Origin of the sequence: Rhodoferax aquaticus (genome assembly GCF_006974105.1) — a bacterium.
In the GTDB taxonomy this organism is placed as follows: domain Bacteria; phylum Pseudomonadota; class Gammaproteobacteria; order Burkholderiales; family Burkholderiaceae_C; genus Allorhodoferax; species Allorhodoferax aquaticus_A.
This window is the reverse complement of the sequence record NZ_CP036282.1, coordinates 618417-643822: the sequence shown is the minus strand read 5'-3', so window position 1 is coordinate 643822 and position 25406 is coordinate 618417. Positions and strand designations below refer to the sequence as shown.

Sequence of the window (25406 nt, the reverse complement as noted above, 5' to 3'; positions counted from 1 at the left end):
CCCACATCCCCTTATGAGCACGCCCCTTTTCTCAGTACAGCATCTGCACAAGCACTATGGCGATGTGCAGGTGGTCAAAGACCTCTCCTTCGACATTGCACCGGGTGAGTGCTTGGGGGTGATTGGGCCCAATGGGGCCGGCAAAACCACCACCATCCGCATGTGCTTGGGGCTGACCGCGCCCGATGGCGGGACCATCCATGCCATGGGCTTGCAAATGCCGCGCGACGCGCTGGCCATCAAGGCACAACTCGGCGTGGTGAGCCAAATGGACACGCTAGACCCCGACTTCAGCTGCGCCGAGAACCTGCTGGTCTATGGCCGCTACTTTGGCATGAAGGATGCGCAAATCCGCGAGCGCATTCCTGCCCTCTTGGAGTTTGCATCGCTCAGCCACAAGGCAAATGCCAAACCGGGCGAGCTGTCGGGCGGCATGAAGCGACGCCTCTCCTTGGCCCGCGCGTTGGTCAATGACCCCAAGCTCCTGCTGCTCGATGAGCCCACCACGGGCCTAGACCCCCAAGCGCGCCATTTGATGTGGGAGCGCTTGCAGCTGCTCTTGCAACAAGGCAAGTCCATCTTGCTGACCACCCACTTCATGGACGAGGCCGAACGCCTGTGCTCACGCCTCTTGGTGCTAGACCACGGCAAAAAGATTGCCGAAGGCAAGCCACGCGACCTGATCGCACAGCACCTGGAGCCTGATGTCATCGAGGTGTTTGGCCAAGGCGCGGTGGCGCTGGCCACCAGCCCTTTGCGCGACATGGCCTCACGGGTCGAGGTGAGCGGGGAGACGGTGTTTTTCTACACCAACGCAGCGCCGGCCTTGCAACAGGCCTTGGCGGCATATCCGCAACTGCGCACCCTGCACAGACCTGCCAATTTGGAAGACCTTTTCTTAAAACTGACCGGCCGCCAGATCCGGGAGGACGCATGATGACTACACCCCACCCAACCCAAAGCGTGTGGCGCCCACCGCAGCTGTCTCTGCGGTTTTGGCCCGTTTTTTTGCGCAACCTTTTGGTGTGGCGCAAGCTGGCGATTCCCAGCCTGGTTGGCAATATTGCAGAGCCGCTGATGTGGCTGGTGGCTTTCGGCTACGGCATGGGCGCACTGGTTGGGCAGATCACGGTGGCAGGAGCTAGCGGCGACACCAAGGTGCCCTACATCTTGTTTTTGGCCAGCGGCTCCATCTGCATGAGTGCTATGCAAGCGGCCTCGTTTGAGGCCTTGTACTCCGCGTTTTCACGCATGCATGTGCAAAAGACCTGGGACGGCATCATGAATGCGCCTGTGGGCTTGGACGACATTGTGCTGGCCGAAATGCTGTGGGCTGCGTTCAAGTCTTTGTTTACCGTGACGGCCATCTTGGCCGTCATGCTGGCCTTGGGCATTAGCTACAGCCCCTTGCTACTGGTGGCGTGGCCCATTCTGCTGGGCGTAGGCATCACCTTTAGCTGCATTGCCTTGATCTTCAATGCCTTGGCCAAAGGCTATGACTTTTTCACTTACTACTTCACGCTGTTTCTGACACCCATGATGTTTTTGAGTGGGGTGTTTTTCCCGCTGGAGCAGTTGCCCATGGCGGTGCGCGTGATTGCAGACTGGTTGCCCCTGAGCAATGCCGTCGCCTTGGTGCGCCCTTTGTTCATGGACCAGTGGCCTAGCAACTTTGGACACCATGTCGCCGTGTTAGTGGTGTACACCGTGGTGTCGTTTTGGATTGCATTGGCGCTGACCCGCAAGCGCTTTCAAAAATAGTCGACGCAGGCACCGCCCTGCCTAGAGCATGCCGGCGGACTCTTGCTGCGACGTCCAGTCGATAGGGTCGCGCTGCATCACTTCATCAATGTCCATGCCCAGGGCAAGTGCCACCTCGTCGGGAAAGCTATCGGTTAACTGCGCATCGCCATAACCGGCCTCTTGGGCGCGTGCCCGCCACGATGACAGGTGCACAACCCCTGCCAATGCCTCGTAGACTTTGTTGTCAAACGGTGCGCGCTGGTGCTCTATGGCTTCCACAATGGCCAAGGGAAACTTCCAATGCTTGGCGAAACCAGCGCCCACTTCCGCATAGGTGTAGCCCAACAATTGGTGCTCAGCCTTGGCGCGTTTGAGGCTCAGTGGGCCGACCCTGTCGTTCAACCATGCCATTTGCTCTGGCATGCCCACATGCATAACCAACTCACCAGAAGCATGGACCAGCCCCGCCGTAAAGGCGATTGCGGAATTGGCCTTGGCGTTGCGTGCGAGCTTGCGGGAGAGCTTGGCCACATTCAGGCTGTAGGTCCAAAACTGCTGCATATCCAAGCCCGGCACGTTCTTGAAGGCGCCCGACATGGCGGCAGCTGTGGTCAATGCCCGCACCTGGTTCAGCCCCAAAACTGCCAAGGCATCGGACACAGAGCCAATGCGATAGGCCAGTTGGTACTGGGCAGAATTGGCCAGCGCCAGCAGGCGGGTCGTCAGGCCAATGTCGGTGTTGATGTGCTGGCTAATGGCCCGCAGATCGGGGTCGGGGCTATCCAACTCGCTCAGCACCATGGCCACCGCACGTGGAATGCTGGGCAAGGCAAGTTCAGAATCAAGCAAATCATCCAAATGCATGGTCATCAAGTCCTTCGGTACGCGCATACGCAGCCAGTACACGATTATGTGCCAATGGGCTGTTATATTGGTACAAAGCCTCGCACCCGCGCACCATGCCCGCCCTAGATGCATCCGCCATACCAGCCGACTTGCTCAGCTGCCATGTGGTCGTGCTCGGCACCGAAGCAGCAGGGTTGGACGCTGCGCTCACCCTCTTGGCTCAGCTGGGCCACACCCGCATCACTGCCCACACCAGCGCTACTGAGGTCATAACGATTGCAACCGAAAGCGCGGTCCACGCCTGTGTTCTAGTCGCCACAGATGCAGCGGCTGTGCGCCTCATCGACCAGCTACGCAACAGCCGCAGCACCGCATTGCTCCCCATCTTGGCATGGGTGCCTGAGTCCGCACAGGCATTAGGCGCTGAAGCCCTGATTGCGGGTGCGAATGATTGCGTGCGCACCCCGCCACACCCCACAGAGCTCGCCATACGCTTGCGCAAGCTGCTGCTCGCCCAGGGCTCTCACCAGCGCCATACCCGTGAGCAGCTTGCGCTAGAAGCCCAGGTGCAAGCCCGCACTGCGCGGCTGGATATGCTGATTGAGAACGGTATTTTGATGGCGCAAACCCGCGAGCGCCATCAACTGATGCGGCATACGCTGTTTGAGGGGCGCAAGCTCTTGCATTGCGATGCTGGCTCTATGTACCTGGCTACCGAGCAAGACAGCTTGCGCTTTGCCATGCGCACCCGCGACGACACCTTGCCCGCGATTGAAATTCCACTGCATGACCGCAGCACGGGTGCTCCCAACATCCATTACGTCAGCACCTGGTGCGCACTGCACAAGCAATCGGTGCGTATTGATGACGTGTACCGCGAGACGCGCTTTGACCTGCAAGGCACCCGCCGCTTCGATGAGAGCAGCGGTTACCGCACCGTGTCCATGCTGACGGTGCCCATGGCACCGCGTGGCGGCGAGGTGCTGGGCGTGCTGCAGTTCATCAATTGCCTAGACCCGGTTACGGGTGAAGTGGTGCCATTTCCTGAGGACTGTGTGTCCTTGGTGGAGGCGTTGGCCGCACAGGCTGCAGTGGCCTTGGACAACCTAGCCTTGATTGATGAGCGCAAAGCCTTCATGGAAAGCCTCATCCACACCATTGCGACTGCCATCGACGCCAAAAGCCCTTACACCGGCCGCCACTCTGCCCGTGTGCCTGAGCTGGCCTTGATGCTGGCGCGCGCCGCCCATGCAACTCAGCAAGGGCCCTTGGCCCCCTTTAGTTTTGCCACTGAGGACGAGTGGCATGAATTCCGCGTGGGCGCGTGGTTGCACGACTGCGGCAAGATCACGACACCCGAATACGTGATCGACAAGGCCACCAAGCTGGAGACCATTTACAACCGCATCCACGAAGTGCGCATGCGATTTGAAGTGCTGCTGCGAGACGCACAGATGGAGGCACTGCAGGCCCAGTTGAATGGAGACGACGCGGCTGCCTGCGCGCGAAAGCTGGAGCAAACCAAGTGGCAGCTTGCGGAAGACTTTGCCTTCATTGCGCGCTGCAACTTGGGCGAAGAAGACATGGCGCCCGATCACATGGAGCGCGTGCGTCGTATGGGCCAAGTCACTTGGCAACGCAACTTTGACGACTGCGTGGGCCTCGCCCACGAAGAGTTGCAGCGCCGAAGCGCGCAGGGACTGCGCCCACTCCCCGCCACCGAGTCATTGCTGGCGGACATGCCTTGGCACCTGATTGCGCGCGGCCACGCGGATGTACCGCCCGAGCACTTTGGTTTTCGGGTCGACATTCCGCAGTGGCTGGCCAACCAAGGCGAGGTGTACAACCTGTGCTTGCGTCGCGGCACGCTCACGCCCGAAGACCGCTACAAAATCAATGAGCACATGATCCACGGCATCATGATGCTGGAGCGCATGCCGTTTCCCAAGTCACTGCAGCGTGTGCCCGAATATGCAGGTACCCACCACGAGTCACTCAATGGCACGGGCTACCCACGGCGCCTGCAAGCGCAAGACCTGTCGGTACCCGCCCGCATCATGATGATTGCCGACGTGTTTGAGGCGCTGACTGCCATAGACAGGCCTTACAAAACACCCAAGAAGTTTTCCGAGGCAATTGCCATCTTGCACTCGCTCAAACTCAATGGCCACATTGACGCGGATTTGTTTGACCTCTTTCTGACCTCTGGCGTGCATCTGGAATACGCCAAGCAGTACCTGGCCCCTGAGCAGATCGATGCGGTGGATATACGCAACTACCTGAGCTAGGCGTAGACGGGCGGGAAACCGGCTGTCACTCGGGGCTTGCTCTGGCGCTGTCAGCCCATGTTTCCAGCGCGGGCTTGCGAGCGCTGGCGATCTCCCAGTCGTTTTGGTAGTGAGCGGCATGGGGGATGACCTCAATAATCACGGCAATCATGCGTGGGCTCCTGGATGGGTGGCTGTTGCAGCCAACACAGGCAAGCGTGCATTGGCTGAAGGTCGGTAGTGCCCGCACCAGCTACGGCCACTTGGCGGCCACTGCACGCACACTGGGGCATTGCGACACGCTGAAGTGCCTGGGCACCGCAGACAGTCGCTACACTATGCATAGCTACTCACGCATACTCCATGCGCGCCAGTGGCAGTTTTTTGCATAAAGTACCATCTCGCCATGAGCAAGCTATCCCTCACGCGCGACAAGATGTACAAGACCGTGGCTCGGCAGTTGCACGGCCAAGTGCCCTGCTGGGTGTGCGGCCAGCATGTGGAGCCACAAGCCGCCACTCTGGAGCACATCCGCCCTTTGAGCGAGGGGGGCAACAGCCACCAAGACAACTTGGCCATCAGCCACGATGTATGCAACAACCAGCGCCACATCCAAGGGACAGCCACGCCATCAGCCGTCGAGCCGGGGCGGGTGCAGCGTCGTACAACAAAAGCCTCGGCCTAAGCGACTTGCGAGTCAGTGCCCCACTGGTACGAAAACTCATAGAAGTGCTGGCCTTGCACGATGGAGATACTGAAGCGGCCACTGATGCCTTCCCACGCCTGCGTTCCAGAATCTGGCACGACGGTGATGCTTTGGGTGGGGACGCCCCTGTCCATGGTGGCGCTGTGTTGAAACACCAAGCTTCCCGTGCGGCCTTGCAAAGTGCCCTGCAACTTTTCCATAGCCACATAGCCAGCGGAGCCCAGAGCGTCCACCCGATAGGCCAGCATTTCGCCCTGGCTCACGCCCACTAAGTCACCAGAGAGGGCCTTGTCGATCGATAAGCGGCGCAGCCCGGCGGTGGTGCCTGGCTCACTGAGCGCCTGTGGCTGCAAAGTGAGATCAAACGTGCCTTTGGCAATCGCCGTGGCGCCTGCAGATGCTGGGGTATTTGTATTGGGCGTACTGTTCATGTTGTGCCTAAACTGTGGGAATGAGACTGACTGAATTAAACCTGCTGTGCAGGCCGACTGATTGGAAAAACACGACATGCAGAGCGCTGGCAATGGCTTGGCAGCGCGCCCCCCTTGCATGGGCATGAACACGCCTGCGACTCGCGCCCAGCTGGCTGCTCGGGGCGTGCTACGGGGTCCGCAGACCTTGGCCGTGGAACATGTGCAGCTGCCGCCATGCGCCGCGCTCGCCGATCGGGTTGTGCATTTTTGGCATGTGCAGTGGACGCCACAAGCGGACGCAGTTGCAACTGCCCCGCCTCAGCAAGCCACCTTGCCTCACCCGCATTGGCATTGGGTGGTGGAGGGTGGCGTGGGGCGCGTGTATGGCGTCCATACGGCTAAGTTCACGCACGCCCTGCAGGCGGGGGAGCCAGTTTTTGGAGTGAAACTGAAGCCGGGAGTGCTAGGGCCACTCGCTAACGGTGCAGCATCGCGAATGAAAAACACCGCAACCGCGATGCAGACCTACTGGCCCACCCAAAGTAGCCAAGTACTCGCCGCACTGGCCGATTGCGATACGCCGAAGGCCAAGGTATCCGTTGCGCAGGCCTTTCTGCTAGACCACTTGCCCGCATTGACGCCACAGGCAGCCCGCGCGAACGCGGTGTTGGACGCCATTGCCCAAGACAAGGGCCTAGCCAGTGTGGAGTCCATAGGCATCGCGGCGGGACTGGACACACGCGCGCTGCAGCGTCTGTTTCAACACTACGTGGGCGTTAGCCCCAAGTGGGTGGTCGGGCGCTACCGCATCCATGAAGCCCTGGAACAAATCCACACCCAAGCGAACCCAGCGTGGGCCGACTTGGCCCTTGCGCTAGGCTACTTTGACCAAGCGCACTTCATCAATGATTTCAAAGCGCTGGTCGGATGCACGCCCCGGCAATATGCCAAGCGTGTGCAGGCTTTAATGCCAGTGGCCGTGGTGCCCACCCCAGTAGCCCCAGCCTAGGTTGACGCTGACGGGCGGGTAATAAGGTCGTGCGTAGTAGGGCGGATACACCACGGGTGGCGCAAGCACCACCGGCGCCGGTGCGTAGATGGGCGCTGGTGTGTAGTAGGTGGGCGCTGGCGCCTGCACCACAGCAGGCGCAGCAACTGGCGGTGCAGCTTGTGTACCGACTGGTGTGACATTCAGTGCAATATAAGGGCCGGGCTCATTGGGCATTTGCACCGTGTACTGCTTGCCTGCATATTCGTAGACCACGTTGTAGCCTGCAGTGCGGCTCTCATAAAACGTTTGGTTGGCGCATCGCTGCACGTTTTGCATTTGCACGGGCGGTGCGCCTTCTATACGGTCGCCCAGTACTGCGCCGCCCAAGACCCCAATGACCGTGGCAGCCGCTTGCCCCGCACCGCGGCCTACGGCATTGCCCACCGCGCCACCAGCAACGGCCCCCATAACGGCGCCTGCCCCCGATTTTTGGGGCTGCACCGCCACTTGTTCGATTGTGCAGACTTGGCGCGGCACCGCGACTTGCTGCAGAACTGGGGTGCTGGAAAGCACACGCCCTTGGTCTTGCTGGGCAAAGCTGTGGCCGTGCACCGACAGCGCAATGGCTGCCAAGGCAAGGGAAGAAACTCGTTTCATATGAAGTGACCTTTGGAACAGGAGCAAACGCGTTCAAACAACGCACTTGCGCTCCCCCAACGCCCTGGCCATAGGGCGCGGTTGACCCGTTTCTTCATCTTTACACGGCAAGTGGGCAACTTTACACAGGGGCCTGCGGTGGCAAGCACGGCAACTGAGCTAGTTTGCGCATGGCATGCACATCCGCCATTGCTATGCGTTGTGCAGCAAGCAATGCAGTACAGGTGGGCGCAAACGGCATGTTTACCTTGATTTATCGCTACAAGCTAAGCCATACCCGCTTGGAGCAGGTCCGCTGCTTTCTCTGCAATCATCAATGTGGTGGCCAAAGGATCTGCGCTCACCAGCCGAGGCATGACCGAGGCATCCACCACCCGCAAGGCAGCGATGCCGTGGACCCGCAGTTGTGCGTCCACCACATCATCTGCGCTGTTACCCATGCGGCAGGTGCCTGCCATGTGATGGGCGCTATGGGCGTTTTCGCGGAGAAAGTGCTCTATTTCGACATCATTGCGCGCACGTGCGGTGCTGGCCAACTCCACGCCGCCCAATGTTTTCAAGCTCGGCTGCTCAAGGATGGTGCGCATCACCTTGAAGCCGCGCACCATGCGCTCCATGTCGAAGCGCACACCCAGATAGTCGGGGTCCACCACAGGGGCCGCAAACGGGTCTTTGCTTGCCAGCGCCACGCGCCCGCGGCTTGCTGGGCGCAGCAAGTGCAAGCTACAGGCGTAGCCAGACGCCCAGCCCAGCATGTGCTCCCGCGCGGCCCATGGCTGGGTATATAGCGAGACTTGGAGGTCTGGGGTGCGTAAATGGTCTTCGCTCACGATGAAGGCGCCCGCTGGGTTGAAGTTGCCAGCGAGCAAGCCGCTGTGCGTGCTACGCCACTGCCGCCACGCGCGGGCAAATGTCCACAAGCCACCCAGCGTGAGCGCCAGTGGGTTCGTCGCATGGGGCGTGCGCATGGGCAATGTCAGACACAAGTGGTCATGCAGGGTTTGGCCCACACCAGGCAGGTGATGCACGGTGGCAATGCCCTTTTGCACCAATTGCTTGTGGGGCCCAATGCCGGAAAGCATAAGCAGGTGCGCAGATCCGATGGCACCAGAGCACAGCACGACCTCGCCTGCGGCATGCAGCTGCATGGTTTGGCCCGCGTGCACAAACTCGACGCCAACCGCGCGGTGGTGGTCGATCAAGATTCGCATCGCATGGGCTTCGGTAAACACCCGCAAATTGGTCCGCTCCAAGGTCGTGCGTTGCAAATAGGCACTTGCGGCAGTTTGGCGCACGCCTTGGTGGCGCAGTTGCTTAAGCAGACTAGCGCCGCGCCCCGCAAAGTGCAGGGAATCTGCATGCAAGGGGTAATCAGCGCTTTGCGCGCCTTGGAGGAACTGGCTGGCAAGCGCGAGGTCGTGCGGCGCATCGTCCGGGTCGAGGGCGAGCTGGGCTTGTGCTTTGTGGAGGTAAGGAAGTACGTCGTCTGCCCCCCACCCCACATTGCCCTCTGCGGCCCAGTGGTCATAGTCTTCGCGCTGAGCGGGCTGCCAATGTGCGGGCTGGGTGGCGCTGCTACCCCCCAGGATCTGCCCAGTTTGCAAAGTGACTTGACGGCCATTGAGCCCCGGTTGTGCGAGGGTTGCTAACTGCGTACTCCATTGACCCGTGCGCGCCAGCACTGCTGCGGCAGCAGGACATCGCAGCACGACATGGTCAGGTGCCGCGCCAGCCTCAAGCAGCGCAACCGTGGTGTTGGGCTTTTCGCTTAAGCGCGCCGCCAAGACGCAGCCCGCCGTTCCGCCACCGATGATGATGTAGTCAAACATGAAGTCCTTCGTGACCTTTGCGCCTGCACCAGCCGCCCGCCGGCCGGTGACCACACTCTAGCCCAGACCCTGACACCCGGTCACGCCCCAGATGACCACATCGGCACAATGGTAATTACACAATTAAATTGCTCTCAATTTAATTGTGTAAGACAATTCACCCATGTCAACGCCAAACACATCAACCGATAACCCCGTGCCCAGCGGCGATGCTGCTTTGGCGCTGGACAACCAGCTATGTTTTGCGCTGTATTCGGCCTCGTTGGCAATGACCAAGTTGTACAAGCCCCTGCTAGAAGCGCTGAACCTCACTTACCCGCAGTATTTGGTATTGCTGGTTTTGTGGCAGGGCGATGGCCTGACCGTCAGCCAACTGGGCAACCGCCTTGGCTTGGACTCTGGCACCCTGACCCCCCTACTCAAGCGCATGGAGCAAGCTGAACTGTTGACCCGTCAGCGCAGCGCTGAGGATGAACGCCGCGTGCAGGTGTACTTAAGCACCCACGGCGCGGCCCTCAAATCCCAAGCCCGCAACATCCCCGCGTGTGTAGTGGCGCAAACGCAATGCCCCGTGCCAGAACTGATGGCCATTACTCGCCAGATCCAGCAGTTGCGAGACCAAATTAACGCCAGTACCGCCAGCGCTACGGCCGAACCTGTTACCCCCCGTTGAACCCGCCTCGCACCCGAGGCATAACCTTGAAAGAAGACCATGAGCAACACCATCGAAAAAGTCATTTACCAAGCCCACGCCACATCCACAGGCGGGCGTGACGGCACCACCCGTACCTCTGACGGCTTGTTGGACCTGAAATTGGCAGTGCCAAAAGAAATGGGTGGCCCCGGTGCTGGCGTGAACCCGGAGCAACTGTTTGCCGCTGGCTACAGTGCCTGCTTTATTGGTGCCATGAAGTTTGTTGCTGGCACCCAAAAGCTGGCTTTGCCTGCGGACACCAGCATTGACGCCACGGTGGGCATTGGACAAATCCCCCAAGGCTTTGGCATTGAAGTGCAATTGGTGGTGCGTATTCCAGGCATGGACCGCGCAGCAGCGGAAGCTTTGGTGCACAAGGCGCACCAAGTTTGCCCCTACTCCAACGCAACACGCGGCAATATCGACGTGACCATCACCGTCGCGTAAAGCCCCGCAAGGCCAGTTTTTCTGCGTATTCGCAATTTCAGCGTCAGCTGAATGCGGCATGATGCTCCTTTGGATTAGCCAAGGGAGAACTGAATGCGACTGGCCTTGCTGTCAGATATCCACGCCAATATACAGGCGCTGGATGCCTGTTTGGCGCACGCACGTGCACGCCAAGCGCAGCGCTTTGTCTTTTTGGGCGATTTGGTTGGGTACGGCGCTGACCCCCGCGCTGTCGTCGACCGTGTGCGCCTGCTGACCGAAGAGGGTGCCCTGGTCCTCAAGGGCAACCACGATGCCATGGCCGTTGCGCCGCCCGCGTCGGTACGAACCATTGGCGACAGCACTGCCTATTGGACCCACCGCCAACTCACGCCAGAGCACCACCAGTGGCTAGACCAGCTACCTATGACCCTCCAGCACGAGGCCAGCCTGTTTGTGCACGCCAGCGTCAATGAGCCTGAACTATGGCGCTATGTCTACGACCAGCGCGCTGCGACCGATAGTTTGAATGCCACTGCAGACTGGCGGGATGTCCGCTATGTGTTTGGTGGCCATGTGCATTTGCAGACGCTGTATTACCGGGGTGCTGACACAGAGTTGATGATGTTCACTCCGCTTCCCGGCGTTGCCCTGCCCGTGCCGCGGCATAGGCAATGGCTGAGCACCATTGGATCTGTGGGGCAGCCGCGCGACGGCAATACCAAAGCCATGTACGCCATGTTTGACACAGAGCGCGCCCAGCTGACGTTCCACCGGGTGGACTATGACAATTCCAGCGCCGCGAGCGCTATTCGCAGGGCAGGTCTTCCGGAGTTCTTTGCCCATCGGTTGGAGATAGGCAGATGAAACTGCTGGAGCCCGGCGAGGTTCTCGACGGTTTTGTCATTGAAGAATGCATGCACGCTGGCGGCATGGCCCACATCTACCGGGTGCACTATGCCCACGGCGCGCAAGACCCGGGCTTCCCAATGGCCATGAAAATCCCACGCATGACTGCGGGTGACGGAGGCGAAAACATTGTGAGCTTCGAGATCGAAAGTCAGCTCATGCAGGTGCTCACGGGGCGCCACGTGCCCCGTTTTGTCGCGACTGGCGATTTAGACCGAATGCCTTACCTGGTCATGGAATACATCCCTGGCCGTACCGTGCAACAGGTTTTGGACCAAGGCCGCATGACCGACCCGGCAGCGGTCGCCCAGTTGGGCACGGCCATGGCCCGCGCGGCCCACGCGCTCCACCAACAAAATGCGGTCCACCTCGACCTCAAGCCCGCCAACGTTTTGCTGCGGGACGACGCCAGCGCGGTGCTCTTGGACTTTGGCCTCTCGTGCCACGCCCACTACCCGGACTTACTGGCCGAACAACTACGTAAAGCCGTGGGCTCCCCCATTTGGATGGCACCGGAACAAGTGGTTGGCGTGCGGGGGGATCCGCGCAGTGACGTCTTTGCCATTGGGGTCATGCTGTACCAATTAGTGACCGCAGAGCTCCCTTTTGGCGAGCCGCAGACCCCCGGTGGGCTGCGCCAGCGCTTATGGATGGACCCTATTCCGCCCCGAGCCCACCAACCCGGCGTACCGGCGTGGCTGCAGGAAGTTATCTTGCGCTGCCTAGAGCCCGAGGCAGCGCGGCGCTACCCGTCGGCTGCGCACCTGGCCTTTGACCTCACCCACCCCACGCAGGTGACCATCACCGCCAGAGGCGGCAAAACCGAGGGCACACCCGCTTGGACCCACTTCAAGCGCTGGATCAAAGCCGCCGGTATGCACTACCAGCCCAGCCCCCTGCCCGCACAGCAGATTGAAGAAGTACCCATCGTTCTGGTGGCACTGCCCCACAAAGATGTGAGCGATGCCACCTTGTACTCGCTGCGCCAAGCGGTGGCACGCTCTTTAGGCACCCGCCCCGGGGCACGCTTGGCCTGCATCACGGTCATATCGCCGGGACTCAGCAGCACCACCCACACCGCCCATAGCGAAACCAGCTTGCAGCGCCATTACCTGACGCAGTTGCGCCAATGGGCAACACCGCTAGACCACCCGGGACACCAAACCTCGTTTCACGTGCTTGAATCACATGATGTGGCGCAGGCCATCTTGGACTATGCGGTGGGCAATAGCGTGAGCGTCATTGTGTTGGGCGCAGCCACGCATGGGACCAAAACCCAGCGTTTTATTGCAACCGTACCCATCAAAGTAGCCATGGAAGCGCCATGCACCGTGATCTTGGTGAAACAAACACTTCCGTTTGAACAGCTTGCCCAGCCCGCAAGCCCCAGCCGTGCGGCGGCGCCGGGGTACTCGGATTCAGACTCTGATACAGACGCCAAGCTGCCAAGTCCCTTGTACGGGGATGACCTTGGCCCCTTGGGCTGACACAGCATGCAAACCCAAACACTCAATATCGTAGGCGCGGGTCGGGTCGGACAAACCCTGGCGCACTTGTGGCACCAGCACGGTGTATTTACAGTTCAAGACGTGCTGACCACGCGGCCTGATACCGCACAGGCCGCCTGCGCCTTCATCGGTGCCGGCACGGCTTGCACAAGCACGCAAGCACTTAGGCCGGCCGATGTCTGGATGCTAGCCACGCCCGACGCACGACTGCCCGAAGCCATCACCCAACTTGAAAAGCGAGCGCCCGACCTTGGTACGAGACCTCCCGCTCCTTTGGTCTTTCACTGCAGTGGTGCGTTGGACTCTGGCCTATTGCTACCCCTGCAAGTCCGCGGCTGGCAGGTCGCCAGTGCCCACTGCATTTTGAGCTTTGCCACCCCCACAATGGCAGTGCAACAGTTTGCCGGAACACCTTGCGCATTAGAAGGAAATTCTCCTAGCCAGGCGAAGCTGCAAACAGCGTTTGAGGCCATTGGCGCGCAGTGTTTTGAAATCCGCAAAGAAGACAAGTTGCTGTACCACGCAGCCGCCGTGTTTGCGACCAACTTTTTGCCGGTGCTGCAAAGCGTTGCGGAAGAGGCATGGCGTGCCGTGGGCGTTCCCGAGCTCTTACTGCCCCATTTGCGCGCGTCCCTGCTCCACAACGCGGTGACCAACATCCTGGCCCTGGGTCCCCAAAAAGCGCTCACCGGACCCGCAGCACGGGGGGACCTCCCTGCGATTGAACGGCAAGCGCAAGCGGTCAGGCAATGGGATGCGCCCTCAGGAGCGGCCTACGAAGCCTTAAGCCAACTGGCCTTGCGCTTGGCCGGCAAAGCCTAGGTAGCCGAACAACTAGCGCTGTGCTGAAGCGCGCAAGCGCCAGTTCTGCCACACAAACGCGAGCAACGATGCCGCTGTCACCACGGCCAAAATGTTCTGCAGGACCCAGTTTTCCGGAAAGTCGAGCTCATCAAACACCATGTGGTAGCACGCCAATGCCAACAACACACCCACAAGGCGGGCGGCCCAGTGGCTAGGCACCAACCAAGTCGCGGGCACGCGTTGCCAGACGGTATGGCCTAACAAGCCCGCCAAGATGCCCAACGCCGCGCCTACTGCTACATCACCCGGCCAATGGGCGCCCACCGCAATCCGTGACAGGCCAGCACCCATTGCCAGCAACCACAACCATGCGTATCGGGCACGTGTGGCCCGCGGCACGGAAAAGTACAGACCTGCCGCCACCGCAAATGCGGTGAGGGTATGGCCGGAAGGCATAGAAACGTTGTGCAAGGTCTCACCCACAATACGCATCTGGGTGTTGTCCACGACGGCTGCGGGACGCGGGCTTTCCAGCAAGTCCTTGCCTGTGCGGGCCAACACAGCAGCAAACGGCGCTGCGCACATCCACGCCCACATGGCGCGCGGCGCCAACACCAGTAAGGGCGCCGTGACCCCAAATATCCCCCAACCGTTGCCGAAGATCGACAAGCCGGTCCATACCCACGCCGCGACAGGCAGGCACAAGGCATTGATGTAGAGGTACATCTGCGGCTCCCACCAATGCAGCCACAAGGGTGCAGTCAGCAGGAACAAAACAAAGGGCACCGCCCAGACCCACTTGGCTACCGCAGACGGGTTAGGGGCGACGACAGAAACATGCGCGGGTTCAGACATCAGTTCATCCTGGGTAGGTGGCACCAGCATCTATCTTCAGCTGGGGTGCTGGCTTGCCAGACCAAGCTCGGCAGTCGTAGAAGTCAAAGCGAGACAAGCTTGCGCTCAAGCGCTCAATGGGCAGCGTGTCCAACCAAGTGCAGCTCGCAAAACCATGGGGTGCCAGTGGCACGGTGTAGGCCATCTGGGACCAATCCACCAACAAGGTGTTGCCCCCTGCTGGCAAATCACCGGCCCAGAGATCGAACTGGTCAAAGCGGTCATCCAGCGCGTACACCGGCAAAGGACGTACGTACCAGCCCAAGCGGCTTGCCAAGGTCCAGTTCTGCACGGCAACCGATGTCAGTCCGCGTTGCGCCGCCAAGGTGCTTGCTTTTTGCCCCGCTTCACTCCAGCCATGCAGGTCGGCAAACGGGTTGGTAGGAGCCGCGGAATAACGCTGTTGGCTGCCCGCCCAGGGTTGCCCCGCGCTGGCCATCAGTCCGAGCAGCGCTGCACACGCTGCCAATTGCAAGGCAAGAAGGGCCCCCACGACCCATCGCCCGCGGGATTGCACACTCCGAGCCAAGGCTATACCCGCAAAGGGAGCCAACACGGCCCAGGCTGGAGCTGTCCAGTGCGGCAGACTGCTGCCGCCGCCAGACATCCATGCAAACACGGCAAAGGGAATCACAAAAAAGGCGAGCAAGCACCGCTGGCCTCGCGCCACCGCGTGCACGCCCCAAGCTCCCCACCACAGCAAAGGGCCAAACGCCAACACCTGCAAGCCCAAAAACCGCAAGACGTGCACGCCTGACCAGGCACCACCTGCGCCATGCTGTGCTTGGTAATGAAAGGAAACCCATTGGTTCTGTGCATTCCACACCAGGACTGGCGAAACAAGCGCGAGCGCAAGTACCGCTGCTACCCACAGGTATTTGTTGCGCAGCACGGCCCAACCGTGCGCCAGCAACATACACACCCCCATAGCCGCCGCCGGGAGAATCGCGGTGTACTTGCTCAAGCCCGCCAATCCCAACAGCAAGCCCATGAGCAGCCATGGCCCGGCACGCTGCGCAACCGATGTCTCCATGAGTCGCAAAGTTTGTGCTGCAATGGCCAGACTCCAAAACACCAGCAATGTGTCAGGTAACAAGCCAATTCCCAACACATGCAACAGCGGGGCAGCGGCAAAGGCTAGGGTCGCCCACACTGCTGCTTGCGCGGCCCTTGCAGCATCGCCCGACAAGCGCACCGTGATGCGGTAGACCAACACCGCACTGGCGAGCCACAAAGCCTGCGGGACCAATCGAAGTACGGCCTCTGGCGCGTTGAGCGCCACAAGCGGAATCTGGACCCATCCCACCATAGGAGGGTGGTCAAAATAACTCAGCGCCGGATGGGCCGCATACAACAAATAATGCGCCTCATCCACTGACAGGCCAAGCACAGCCCCCACCGAAAAGTGAACGATTGACACCACAACCAGCAGCACAGCTAAGCGCCAATTGATGTCAAAACGATGAAAAAAAGAAAGCAAGGTGGTGTTTGTGAAAAAATACGAAGCCCGCAGTCTAAACTGCTCGGTATTGCCCCTATTCACCTCACTGCACGCCCTGACAGCTTTAGGCGGAGCTGCCAGGCCACCCCACAGGAAGCCCATGCCCACCTACCACATTGAACTGCTTGAAGGCCGCACGCTCGAGCAAAAGAAGAAACTGGTCGAAGAAATCACCCGCGTCAGCGTAGAAGTCTTGGGGGTATCGCCTGGATCGGTCGATATCGTGTTCACCGACGTTCAGCGCCACAACTGGGCAACCGGCGGCAAGCTGTGGTCAGAGCCCCGACAGTGACCCACACTCTGGAGTAACCCACCATGTGCCAATTGCTTGGAATGAATAGCCGCTTGCCGGCCAGCCTCACGCTTAGTTTTACCGGTTTTTCTCAGCGTGGCGGATGCACCGACCACCACTCCGACGGCTGGGGTATCGCTTTTTTCGAAAGCGAAGGTCAAGCACCTGGCCGCGCCGCACGCTTCTTTGTCGACAAGGAAAGCGCCGCCACCTCCCCCATTGCGCAAATGCTGCGCACTTACCCCATTAAAAGTCACAACGTGGTGGCCCATGTACGCAAAGCCACCGTGGGTGCCGTCACATTGGAAAACTGCCACCCGTTCATGCGGGAGCTGTGGGGGCGCTACTGGGTGTTTGCCCACAACGGCGATTTGAAAGAATTTGCCCCCCATTTGCACGGAAGCTTTAAACCCGTCGGCAGCACAGACAGCGAACTCGCATTTTGCTGGCTACTCCAAGAGCTCAACAAATCGCACGCAGCAGCGCCCTCTGAAGAAGAACTCACCAAAACATTGGCCGAGTTGGTGCCCCAAATTGCCAAGCACGGAACCTTCAATTTTTTACTCTCCAACGGGCAAGCGCTATGGGCGCATGCCAGTACCAAGCTGCACTATGTGCAAAGACAGCATCCGTTTGCCGAAGTCCATATGAAGGATGAAGACATCAAGGTCGACTTGTCTGAACTCAATTGCCCCGAAGACCGCTTGATCATTGTGGTCACAGAACCTTTGACCACCAACGAAAACTGGGTGGCCATGGCACCCGGTGAATTGCGGGTGTTCAAAGACGGCTGCCCGTTAGTGCGCGCGGGAGTCGAAGAATTGGCACTGGCCTAGGCAAACGCAGGCCCGTTTTCCGCCTGCACAAAAAGGCTTGCCGACGAGGTTCGGCAAGCCGCAATGACGGGTGCAACTTGTGGCGTTTTTTTGCATTTAGTCCCCGGGCTTATGAAGCACCATCCGTTAGAGTAAAGCAGATAATCGGCCCACAACTTCAGCCTTCAGGGAAACACGCATGACGATCCTCGTTACCGGCGGCGCCGGATTCATTGGCAGCAACTTCGTGCTGGACTGGTTCGAGGGCTCGACGGAGCCCGTGGTCAACCTCGACAAACTCACCTACGCAGGTAACTTACAAAACCTAGCCGCGCTAGAAGGCAACCCAAACCACCATTTTGTGCAAGGTGACTTTGGCGATGCCGCCTTGGTGGCGCAGCTGCTGGCCCAGTACCAGCCGCGTGCCATCGTCAACTTTGCAGCAGAGAGCCATGTAGATCGCTCCATCCACGGCCCAGCGGACTTCATTCACACCAACATCGTTGGCACCTTCAACCTGCTGGAGTGTGTGCGCAGCTACTGGGGTGCGATGGATGCCACAGGCAAGGAAGCCTTCAGGTTCTTGCACGTCTCCACCGACGAGGTCTACGGCTCCTTGGCCAAAGACGACCCCGCCTTTACCGAGCACCACCGCTACGAGCCCAATAGCCCGTATTCCGCCAGCAAAGCGGCCAGCGACCACTTGGTGCGTGCCTACCACCACACCTACGGCCTGCCGGTACTCACCACCAACTGCTCCAACAACTACGGCCCCTTCCATTTCCCAGAAAAACTCATCCCGCTGATGATCGTCAACGCCCAAGCGGGCAAGCCCCTACCAGTGTACGGAGACGGCCAGCAAATCCGCGACTGGCTCTATGTCAAAGACCACTGCAGCGCCATTCGCCGGGTCTTGCAAGCGGGCACCGTAGGCGAGGTCTACAACGTAGGCGGTTGGAATGAAAAACCCAACCTCGAGATCGTGCACACCGTGTGCGCGCTGCTGGACGAACTCAAACCCCGTGCCGACGGCAAGCCCTACCAAGAGCAAATCACCTACGTGACCGACCGCCCAGGCCATGACCGCCGCTATGCGATTGATGCCCGCAAGTTAGAACAAGAGCTGGGCTGGAAGCCCGCAGAGACTTTTGAGACTGGCATCCGTAAAACCGTGCAGTGGTATTTGGACAACCCCGAGTGGGTGCGCAACGTGCAAAGTGGCGGTTACCGTGACTGGATTGGCAAGCAATATGGCGAGCACAGCGGCGAACACAAGGCCCTCGACAAGGTCGCCGTATGAAGATCCTGTTATTCGGCCGTGGCGGCCAAGTGGGCTGGGAGTTGCAGCGCTCGCTAAGCGTGCTGGGCGAGGTGGTGGCCCTGGATTTTGATGCTAGCCACAACCCACAGGGGCTGTGCGGGGACTTCACCGATCTGGAAGGCTTAGCCCGTACAGTCGCCAGCGTGCGCCCCGATGTGATCGTCAACGCCGCCGCACACACGGCAGTGGACAAGGCTCAGAGCGAGCCCGAGCTGGCACGCACGATTAATGCCCTTGCGCCCGCTGCGCTTGCACAAGCAGCTACTGAAATAGGAGCATGGCTGGTGCACTACAGCACCGACTATGTGTTCGACGGCAGCGGCGCCGCCCCGTGGAAAGAAGCCGACCCTACCGACCCCTTGAGCGTGTATGGCCAGACCAAGCTTGAAGGTGAGCAGGCGGTCGCCCTGACCCCTAAGCATTTGATCTTGCGCACCAGCTGGGTGTACGCCACGCGGGGTGGCAACTTTGCCAAAACCATGCTGCGCTTAGCCGGCGAACGGGATGCACTGACCGTGATCAACGACCAGTTTGGCGCGCCCACCTCTGCAGAACTGTTGGCAGACGTCACCGCCCATGCGATCCGCCGTGTGCAAACCCAAGCCGAACTGGCTGGGCTGTACCACTGCATTGCGGCAGGTGAGACCACATGGCATGGCTACGCCCAGTTTGTGCTGGAGCAAGCGGCAGCACTGGGCCTGCCGCTGAAAGCTACAGCAGACAAAGTGGCCCCAACCCCCACCAGCAGCTACCCCACGCCGGCCCAGCGGCCTTTGAACTCACGCCTGGACACCAGCAAGCTGCAAGCCGCCTTTGGACTGCGCTTGCCGCACTGGCAAGACGGGGTCAAGCGCATGTTGATTGAAATATCAGGGAAGTAACTATGAGCAACACCTCCAACAGCCCCAGCGGCAAGCCACGCAAAGGCATCATCTTGGCCGGGGGCTCGGGCACCCGGCTGTACCCCGCCACCCAAGCGGTGAGCAAGCAGCTCTTGCCCGTGTACGACAAGCCCATGATTTACTACCCCTTGAGCGTGCTGCTCTTGGCGGGTATCCGTGAGGTCTTGGTCATCTCCACCCCCCAAGACACGCCGCGCTTTGAGTTGCTGCTGGGCGATGGCAGCCAATGGGGCATGCGCATTGAATACGCGGTGCAGCCGTCCCCTGACGGGCTGGCACAGGCCTTTTTGATTGGCGAGCAGTTCTTGGACGGAGCCCCCAGCGCCTTGGTGCTGGGTGACAACATCTTCTACGGCCATGACTTTGCAGGCTTGCTAGAGAGCGCCACCACGCAAACCCAAGGTGCCACCGTGTTTGCCTACGCCGTCAACGACCCTGAGCGTTACGGCGTGGTGGAGTTCAATGACAAAGGCCATGCCATCAGCTTGGAAGAAAAACCCACGCAGCCCAAGTCACGCTATGCGGTCACCGGCCTGTACTTTTACGACGACAAAGTGGTGGAGTTGGCCAAGCAGGTCAAGCCTTCTGCACGTGGTGAGCTAGAGATTACCGACCTCAACCGCATGTACTTGGACCTCGACCAGTTGGATGTGCAAACCATGGGCCGCGGCTATGCCTGGCTAGATACCGGCACCCATGAATCCATGATGGAGGCCAGCCAATTCATCTACACCATTGAAAACCGCCAGGGCCTCAAAGTGGCCGCACCCGAAGAAATCGTGTGGCGCAATGGCTGGATTGATGACGCGCAGTTGCAGACACTCGCCAAACCATTGGCCAAATCGCAGTACGGCAAGTACCTGCTCAACCTCCTAGAACACAAGGTGTATTGATGAAAGTGACAGCATTGGCCATACCCGATGTGCTCGTGATCGAGCCGCGCGTGTTTGGCGATGAGCGTGGTTTTTTCTACGAGAGCTTTAACCAGCGCGACTTTGCCAAAGCCACGGGCGTGAACTTGCCCTTTGTGCAAGACAACCATTCCAAATCGGCCCACGGGGTGCTGCGCGGCTTGCACTACCAGGTGCAAAACCCCCAAGGCAAGTTGGTGCGCGTGACGGCAGGCGAGGTGTTTGACGTGGCGGTCGACATTCGCCCGCAATCCCCCACGTTTGGCAAATGGGTGGGGCAAATTCTGTCGGCCAGCAACAAGTGCCAGATGTGGGTGCCACCAGGCTTGGCCCATGGCTTTGTGGTGCTGTCTGAGCACGCAGAGTTTTTGTACAAAACCACCGACTACTACGCCCCAGAGCATGAGCGCTGCCTTGCTTGGAACGACCCGACCGTAGGCATCGTGTGGCCGCAGATGACGGGGTCGCCCAAGCTGTCTGCCAAGGATGCGCAAGGGGCGGCGTTTGCGCAGGTGTTTGGGTAGGTGACCGCACGGCAGTCACTATCAATTGAATAGCTGCCCACCCAATATCCATGGGCGGCAAGGCCCTATTGGGCCTTAGAACTGATGCAACGGGTTCGCCCGCCCCACGCTAAAGCGACAAGCGCTCCCTACGCGGCAGTTGCCGCTTCCAAAGCATCCAAGAACATCGCGGCCACGTCAAAGCCGGTTTGGTCGGTGATTTCTTGAAAACAGGTAGGGCTGGTCACATTGATCTCGGTCAGGTGGGTCCCAATGACATCCAGGCCCACCAAGAGCAAGCCGCGTGCAGCCAATATGGGGCCTAGGGCCTCTGCAATCGCGCGGTCGGCAGCAGTGATGGCTTGTGCCACGCCTTTGCCGCCGGCCGCTAGGTTGCCGCGCACCTCACCACCTTGCGGGATGCGGGCCAGGCAATACGGCACAGGCTTGCCGCCGATCACCAGCACCCGCTTGTCCCCTTCGCTGATGGCGGGCAAGAACTTTTGCACCATGAGGGTCTGCGTGCCGTCTTGGTTCAGCGTCTCAATGATCGCGCCCAAATTCAAGCCATCGTCTTTCACGCGGAATATGCCGGTGCCGCCCATGCCGTCCAGCGGTTTGAGAATGATGTCGCGGTGTTCCGCATGGAAAGCCCGCACCGCCTGCGGGTCGCGCGTGACCAAGGTCGGGCCTATGAACTGCGGAAACTCCATGATGGCCAGTTTTTCTGGGTGGTCCCGCAAGGCCCTGGGCTTGTTGAACACCTTGGCACCTTCACGCTCGGCCTGCTCCAGCAGATGGGTGGCGTAGAAAAACTCGCTGTCAAACGGCGGGTCTTTGCGCATGATGACTGCGTCAAAGGTGTGCAGTTCCAGCGTGGGAGTGTCAACTACGTCAAACCAGGCATCCGCCTCGCCGGTCAAACGCAGGCTGCGCACCGTGGCCTGGACCTTGCCACCCCGCGCCCACACGATGTGCGCGGGCTCACACGCCGCCACCGTGTGCCCACGCCGCTGTGCCTCACGCATCATGGCAAAGGTGGTGTCTTTGTAGATCTTGAAGGACTCAAGCGGGTCGGCAACAAACAAGATGTTCATAGGGCGTTTTATTTGGATGGGGGGGTTGAGCGAAACCCGTAGTGTTGCACCAATAGCGCAAGGCTGCCTGCCACCACACCCCAAAAGGCTGCGCCCACCCCAGCAATGACCACACCACTCAAGGTCACCAGAAACGTGATAAGCGCAGCTTCGCGGTGGTCCGGGTTGTGCAGCGCAGAGTGCAAGGCGGAGCCTATGGTGCCCAACAGGGCCAAGCCGGCAATAGCGGCCACCAACTCTTTAGGGAAGGCCGTGAGCACCCCGGTAATGGCAGCACCAAAAATGCCAATCACCACGTAAATCAGCCCGCAGGACACAGCGGCCGTATAACGCCTGCGCGGATCAGCATGGGCTTCAGGCCCCATGCAAATGGCGGCAGTGATGGCACTCAGGTTCAGCGCAAAAGCCCCAAAGGGAGCTAACACCAAGCCCGCCACGCCTGTGATCGTGATCACTTTGGACACAGGAATACCCGCTTCACCGCCTTGGGCGCGCCGGTCTCCAAAACCAGCCGCTTGGATGGCGGCCACGCCGGGCAGATTTTGCGAGGCCATGGTCACAATGAACAAAGGCAGGCTCAGGCTCACAAAGCCAGCCAATGAAAAGCTAGGCGCTACAAACACGGGCATCGCCAAGCCAAATTCAATGCTTGCGCCCGTAAAACCTGCGCGCGCCGCTACGAAAGCAATAGCAACCACCAGCGTGGCAGGCACTGCATAGCGCGGTGCGAAACGTTTGCCCACGAGGTAAGTCACCAGCATCACCACCACCAAGGGCAAGGCCGTCTGGGCGGCAGAAAAGCCAGACAAACCAAAGCGGGCCAACACCCCTGCCAACAGCGCAGACGCCAGAGCCACCGGAATACGGCCCATGGCTCGCTCAAACCAGCCTGTTACGCCTACCAAGGTAATGAGTGCGGAACACAAGATGAAAGCGCCGACCGCATCGTTCAGGGTGTAAGCGCCAGTGGCACCCGCCGTGGCCAGCACCGCAGCCCCGGGGGTACTCCACGCCACCATCACCGGCTTGCGCCACCACAGCGATGGCAGCAAGCTACACAAGCCCATGCCCAGCCCCAAAGCCCACATCCATGAGGCAATGATGGCGGGCGTAGCGCCAAAGGCCTGCGCCGCCTGAAACACAATAGCCACCGAGCTGGTAAACCCCACCAGCACCGCCACGAAACCCGCCGTGGCGCTGGACACGCTCACATCTTTGAAGAACTGCACGGGCGGCTAAATCTCAATTTTGGAGCCCAGTTCCACCACCGAGTTGTTTGGCAAGTTCAAGAAGTCAGCCGCACCGCTGGCGTTGTGGTGCATTTGGGCAAACAGCTTTTCACGCCAAGGTGCCATGCCTGCGCCCAAGGTAGGCACCACGGTGTCGCGCGACAAGAAGTAGCTGGTCGTCATGGCCTCCATCTCACAGCCCCGACCCTTGATTTGCTGCAAGGCCTTGGGCACATCAGGATCGTTTTTGAAACCATAGTTGATGATGACTTGCCAACAGTCATGGCCTAAGGAATCAATCTCAAGTCGTTTGTCTAAGCCAATCCATGGAACTTCATGGTTGCGCACGGTCACGAACAAATTATTCATGTGCAGAACTTTGTTGTGTTTGAGGTTGTGCAACAAGGCATTGGGAACGGTGCCCACCTCAGCAGTCAGGAAAACCGCCGTGCCATCTACCCGCGCAGGTGGGCTGACAAATACGGCGTCTAAGAAACTGGGGAGGTCAATCGCGTCAGAGCGCAACTTGGCATTGAGCAAGCGCCGGCCGTCTTTCCAGGTCAGCATCAAGATGAAAATGGCGATACCCATCGTCAGCGGGAACCACCCACCATCAGCCAGTTTCATCAGGTTGGACGCCCAGAACGCCAAATCCACCACCAAGAAAAACCCGGTTGCGGCAAAGCACAGCCACAGGGGGTACTTCCAGCCATAGCGAATGACGTAAAACGTGAGCACCGTGGTAATCAGCATGTCGGTACAAACCGCAATGCCGTACGCACCTGCCAAAGCACTGGAGGACTTGAACATCACCACCGCAAGCACAATGGCAACAAACAGCCCCCAATTGACAAACGGCATGTAGATTTGGCCGGTGTCTTTCACACTGGTGTGCAGGACCTGCAAGCGCGGCAAGTAACCCAGTTGAATGACTTGCTTGGTGACAGAAAAGGCGCCGGTGATCAACGCTTGGGAGGCAATCACTGTGGCAGCGGTGGCCAACACCACCAGCGGAATTAGGGCCCAGTCTGGCGCCATCATGAAAAACGGGTTCTTCACGGCCTCTGGGTTTTGCAATAACAAAGCCCCTTGGCCGAAGTAGTTCAGGGTCAGACAGGGCATCACCACCGAAAACCACGCCAGCCGAATGGGTCGCTTGCCAAAGTGCCCCATATCGGCATAAAGCGCCTCTGCGCCCGTGACACACAGAACCACAGCACCCAAGATCACAAACGTGGTACCTGGGTTATTCCACATGAAGGTCACGGCATAGTGGGGGCTCATGGCCCACAAAATTTCGGGGTGGTCCACAATTTTTAGAACGCCCAAGACCGCAATCGCCAAGAACCAGATCACGGTGATGGGGCCAAAAAACTTGCCAATACCGGCGGTGCCGCGCTTTTGCACCGCAAACAGGCAAAACAAAATCATCAGCGTAATGGGGATCACGTACTTCTTAAACGCGGGTGAAATCACCACCAAGCCCTCAACCGCTGAAAGCACCGAAATGGCGGGAGTGATGACGCCATCGCCATAGAACAAACAGGTGCCAAAAATACCCACCAGCAAGAGTGCGCGTCGGAGTTCGGGCTTGTCCTTTACGGACTGCGAGGCCAGGGCCAGCATGGCCACCAAACCGCCCTCGCCGTGGTTGTCGGCTCTCAGAACCAGCACCACGTACTTGATGGACACAATGACCGTAAGGGTCCAGAAGAAGATGGAAAGAATGCCGTAGATGTTTTCGACGGTGAATGGCACATGGCCTGAGCCAAATACTTCTTTGACGGCGTACAGAACACTGGTTCCGATATCACCGTACACGACACCGATGGCGCCAAGCGTTAGCGCGGCTAGAGACGATTTTGATGCTGACACAAATACCCCGGTCACCAAGTGGGGGCCGGTTCCGTTCCGTTTGGGAGCGCTATTGTGCCCCCAGCCACGGGGCTTGCAAGGCTTCGCACTGAAATATGGGAAGCGCCAACAAGCATGTTGCAGCGCAGCAACTGCTATTTACAGCACGCCCCGAATGTGCTTAGCCACGCAGAAGCCCGTGTTGGCTGTCAAACACCTCAGCACGAGGCCTCAACCTGCTCTCAGGCGCGTGTTTACGGTTTTTTTACACGGGCAGCACCAATCTGAACCCCG

Annotated in this window: 26 protein-coding genes; 16 read left to right on the top strand and 10 right to left on the bottom strand. The window is 59.6% G+C overall.

The features are described from left to right. The first annotated feature begins 13 nt into the window (after window positions 1–13). Both EXZ61_RS03005 and EXZ61_RS03000 read left to right on the top strand, forming a co-directional pair. Complete coding sequence (locus tag EXZ61_RS03005) at window positions 14–937, top strand: ATP-binding cassette domain-containing protein (RefSeq protein ID WP_142808889.1); 924 nt, start codon at window positions 14–16, stop codon at window positions 935–937. Further along, window positions 934–1761 (top strand): ABC transporter permease, encoded by an 828-nt coding sequence (locus tag EXZ61_RS03000; protein WP_142808887.1) that lies wholly within the window; start codon window positions 934–936, stop codon window positions 1759–1761. The genes EXZ61_RS03005 and EXZ61_RS03000 overlap by 4 nt, the downstream gene beginning before the upstream one ends. Before the next feature lie 21 nt (window positions 1762–1782). On the opposite strand, the gene EXZ61_RS02995 is transcribed toward EXZ61_RS03000, so the two are convergent. After that, window positions 1783–2613 carry an HDOD domain-containing protein gene (locus EXZ61_RS02995; RefSeq protein ID WP_342590566.1) on the bottom strand — a complete coding sequence of 277 codons (831 nt, stop codon included), beginning with the start codon at window positions 2611–2613 and terminating at the stop codon, window positions 1783–1785. A gap of 89 nt (window positions 2614–2702) precedes the next feature. On the opposite strand from EXZ61_RS02995, the gene EXZ61_RS02990 reads away from it, so the two are divergent. After that, window positions 2703–4877: an HD domain-containing response regulator gene (locus EXZ61_RS02990; RefSeq protein ID WP_142808884.1), complete on the top strand. Its 2175-nt coding sequence runs from the start codon at window positions 2703–2705 to the stop codon at window positions 4875–4877. Window positions 4878–4902: 25 nt separating this feature from the next. Here the strand turns inward: EXZ61_RS02990 and EXZ61_RS22335 are convergent, their stop codons facing one another. Further along, complete coding sequence (locus EXZ61_RS22335; RefSeq protein WP_281063819.1) at window positions 4903–5028, bottom strand: hypothetical protein; 126 nt, start codon at window positions 5026–5028, stop codon at window positions 4903–4905. Window positions 5029–5262: 234 nt separating this feature from the next. Here EXZ61_RS22335 and EXZ61_RS02985 point away from each other — a divergent pair, with 234 nt between their 5' ends. Further along, window positions 5263–5541, top strand: a complete 279-nt coding sequence (locus EXZ61_RS02985; RefSeq protein WP_142808883.1) for an HNH endonuclease — start codon at window positions 5263–5265, stop codon at window positions 5539–5541. Here the strand turns inward: EXZ61_RS02985 and EXZ61_RS02980 are convergent. Beyond that, window positions 5538–5993 (bottom strand): DUF3224 domain-containing protein, encoded by a 456-nt coding sequence (locus EXZ61_RS02980; RefSeq protein ID WP_142808881.1) that lies wholly within the window; start codon window positions 5991–5993, stop codon window positions 5538–5540. The genes EXZ61_RS02985 and EXZ61_RS02980 overlap by 4 nt on opposite strands. A gap of 61 nt (window positions 5994–6054) precedes the next feature. On the opposite strand from EXZ61_RS02980, the gene EXZ61_RS02975 reads away from it, so the two are divergent. Next, a complete protein-coding gene (locus EXZ61_RS02975) occupies window positions 6055–6984 on the top strand; it encodes a helix-turn-helix domain-containing protein (RefSeq protein ID WP_142808879.1) in 930 nt (309 codons plus the stop codon). On the opposite strand, the gene EXZ61_RS02970 is transcribed toward EXZ61_RS02975, so the two are convergent. Further along, window positions 6940–7623 (bottom strand): glycine zipper 2TM domain-containing protein, encoded by a 684-nt coding sequence (locus EXZ61_RS02970; protein WP_142808877.1) that lies wholly within the window; start codon window positions 7621–7623, stop codon window positions 6940–6942. The genes EXZ61_RS02975 and EXZ61_RS02970 overlap by 45 nt on opposite strands. Before the next feature lie 266 nt (window positions 7624–7889). Next, the gene (locus EXZ61_RS02965; RefSeq protein ID WP_142808875.1) at window positions 7890–9452 is read right to left on the bottom strand and encodes a GMC family oxidoreductase; all 1563 of its coding nucleotides are present in this window, start codon (window positions 9450–9452) and stop codon (window positions 7890–7892) included. Window positions 9453–9615: 163 nt separating this feature from the next. Here EXZ61_RS02965 and EXZ61_RS02960 point away from each other — a divergent pair, with 163 nt between their 5' ends. From EXZ61_RS02960 to EXZ61_RS02940, 5 genes are all read left to right on the top strand, one after another. Next, the gene (locus tag EXZ61_RS02960; protein WP_142808873.1) at window positions 9616–10125 is read left to right on the top strand and encodes a MarR family winged helix-turn-helix transcriptional regulator; all 510 of its coding nucleotides are present in this window, start codon (window positions 9616–9618) and stop codon (window positions 10123–10125) included. 39 nt (window positions 10126–10164) lie between these two features. After that, a complete protein-coding gene (locus tag EXZ61_RS02955; protein ID WP_142808871.1) occupies window positions 10165–10593 on the top strand; it encodes an organic hydroperoxide resistance protein in 429 nt (142 codons plus the stop codon). A 93-nt stretch (window positions 10594–10686) separates the two neighbouring features. Then, a complete protein-coding gene (locus tag EXZ61_RS02950) occupies window positions 10687–11439 on the top strand; it encodes a metallophosphoesterase family protein (protein ID WP_142808869.1) in 753 nt (250 codons plus the stop codon). Next, window positions 11436–12968 (top strand): serine/threonine protein kinase, encoded by a 1533-nt coding sequence (locus EXZ61_RS02945; RefSeq protein ID WP_142808867.1) that lies wholly within the window; start codon window positions 11436–11438, stop codon window positions 12966–12968. Before EXZ61_RS02950 ends, EXZ61_RS02945 begins: the two co-directional genes overlap by 4 nt. Before the next feature lie 6 nt (window positions 12969–12974). Continuing rightward, a complete protein-coding gene (locus EXZ61_RS02940) occupies window positions 12975–13811 on the top strand; it encodes a Rossmann-like and DUF2520 domain-containing protein (protein WP_142808865.1) in 837 nt (278 codons plus the stop codon). Between the two features lie 12 nt (window positions 13812–13823). Here the strand turns inward: EXZ61_RS02940 and EXZ61_RS02935 are convergent, their stop codons facing one another. Both EXZ61_RS02935 and EXZ61_RS02930 read right to left on the bottom strand, forming a co-directional pair. Next, window positions 13824–14648, bottom strand: coding sequence for a phosphatase PAP2 family protein (locus tag EXZ61_RS02935; RefSeq protein ID WP_168224684.1), 825 nt, complete (start codon window positions 14646–14648; stop codon window positions 13824–13826). A 4-nt stretch (window positions 14649–14652) separates the two neighbouring features. Continuing rightward, on the bottom strand, window positions 14653–16107 hold the full coding sequence (locus EXZ61_RS02930; RefSeq protein ID WP_168224683.1) for an ArnT family glycosyltransferase: 1455 nt from the start codon (window positions 16105–16107) through the stop codon (window positions 14653–14655). Between the two features lie 181 nt (window positions 16108–16288). Between EXZ61_RS02930 and EXZ61_RS02925 the strand changes: the two genes are divergently transcribed. From EXZ61_RS02925 to rfbC, 6 genes are all read left to right on the top strand, one after another. Continuing rightward, complete coding sequence (locus EXZ61_RS02925) at window positions 16289–16480, top strand: 4-oxalocrotonate tautomerase (protein WP_142808859.1); 192 nt, start codon at window positions 16289–16291, stop codon at window positions 16478–16480. A 23-nt stretch (window positions 16481–16503) separates the two neighbouring features. Continuing rightward, complete coding sequence (locus tag EXZ61_RS02920; RefSeq protein ID WP_142808857.1) at window positions 16504–17316, top strand: class II glutamine amidotransferase; 813 nt, start codon at window positions 16504–16506, stop codon at window positions 17314–17316. Between the two features lie 178 nt (window positions 17317–17494). Continuing rightward, window positions 17495–18595, top strand: a complete 1101-nt coding sequence (rfbB, locus tag EXZ61_RS02915) for a dTDP-glucose 4,6-dehydratase (RefSeq protein ID WP_142808855.1) — start codon at window positions 17495–17497, stop codon at window positions 18593–18595. Beyond that, the gene (rfbD, locus tag EXZ61_RS02910) at window positions 18592–19497 is read left to right on the top strand and encodes a dTDP-4-dehydrorhamnose reductase (protein ID WP_142808853.1); all 906 of its coding nucleotides are present in this window, start codon (window positions 18592–18594) and stop codon (window positions 19495–19497) included. The genes rfbB and rfbD overlap by 4 nt, the downstream gene beginning before the upstream one ends. A gap of 2 nt (window positions 19498–19499) precedes the next feature. After that, entirely contained in the window at window positions 19500–20411 is a 912-nt protein-coding gene (gene rfbA / locus EXZ61_RS02905) for a glucose-1-phosphate thymidylyltransferase RfbA (RefSeq protein WP_142808851.1), read from the top strand. Then, a complete protein-coding gene (gene rfbC, locus EXZ61_RS02900; RefSeq protein ID WP_142808849.1) occupies window positions 20411–20953 on the top strand; it encodes a dTDP-4-dehydrorhamnose 3,5-epimerase in 543 nt (180 codons plus the stop codon). The genes rfbA and rfbC overlap by 1 nt, the downstream gene beginning before the upstream one ends. A gap of 128 nt (window positions 20954–21081) precedes the next feature. Here the strand turns inward: rfbC and gshB are convergent, their stop codons facing one another. The 3 genes from gshB to EXZ61_RS02885 are packed head-to-tail and all read right to left on the bottom strand — an operon-like array spanning window position 21082 to window position 25133. After that, on the bottom strand, window positions 21082–22029 hold the full coding sequence (gene gshB / locus EXZ61_RS02895) for a glutathione synthase (protein WP_142808846.1): 948 nt from the start codon (window positions 22027–22029) through the stop codon (window positions 21082–21084). Window positions 22030–22037: 8 nt separating this feature from the next. Next, on the bottom strand, window positions 22038–23258 hold the full coding sequence (locus EXZ61_RS02890) for a benzoate/H(+) symporter BenE family transporter (protein ID WP_142808844.1): 1221 nt from the start codon (window positions 23256–23258) through the stop codon (window positions 22038–22040). A gap of 6 nt (window positions 23259–23264) precedes the next feature. Continuing rightward, entirely contained in the window at window positions 23265–25133 is a 1869-nt protein-coding gene (locus EXZ61_RS02885) for a potassium transporter Kup (RefSeq protein ID WP_142808842.1), read from the bottom strand. Between the last annotated feature and the right edge of the window lie 273 nt (window positions 25134–25406).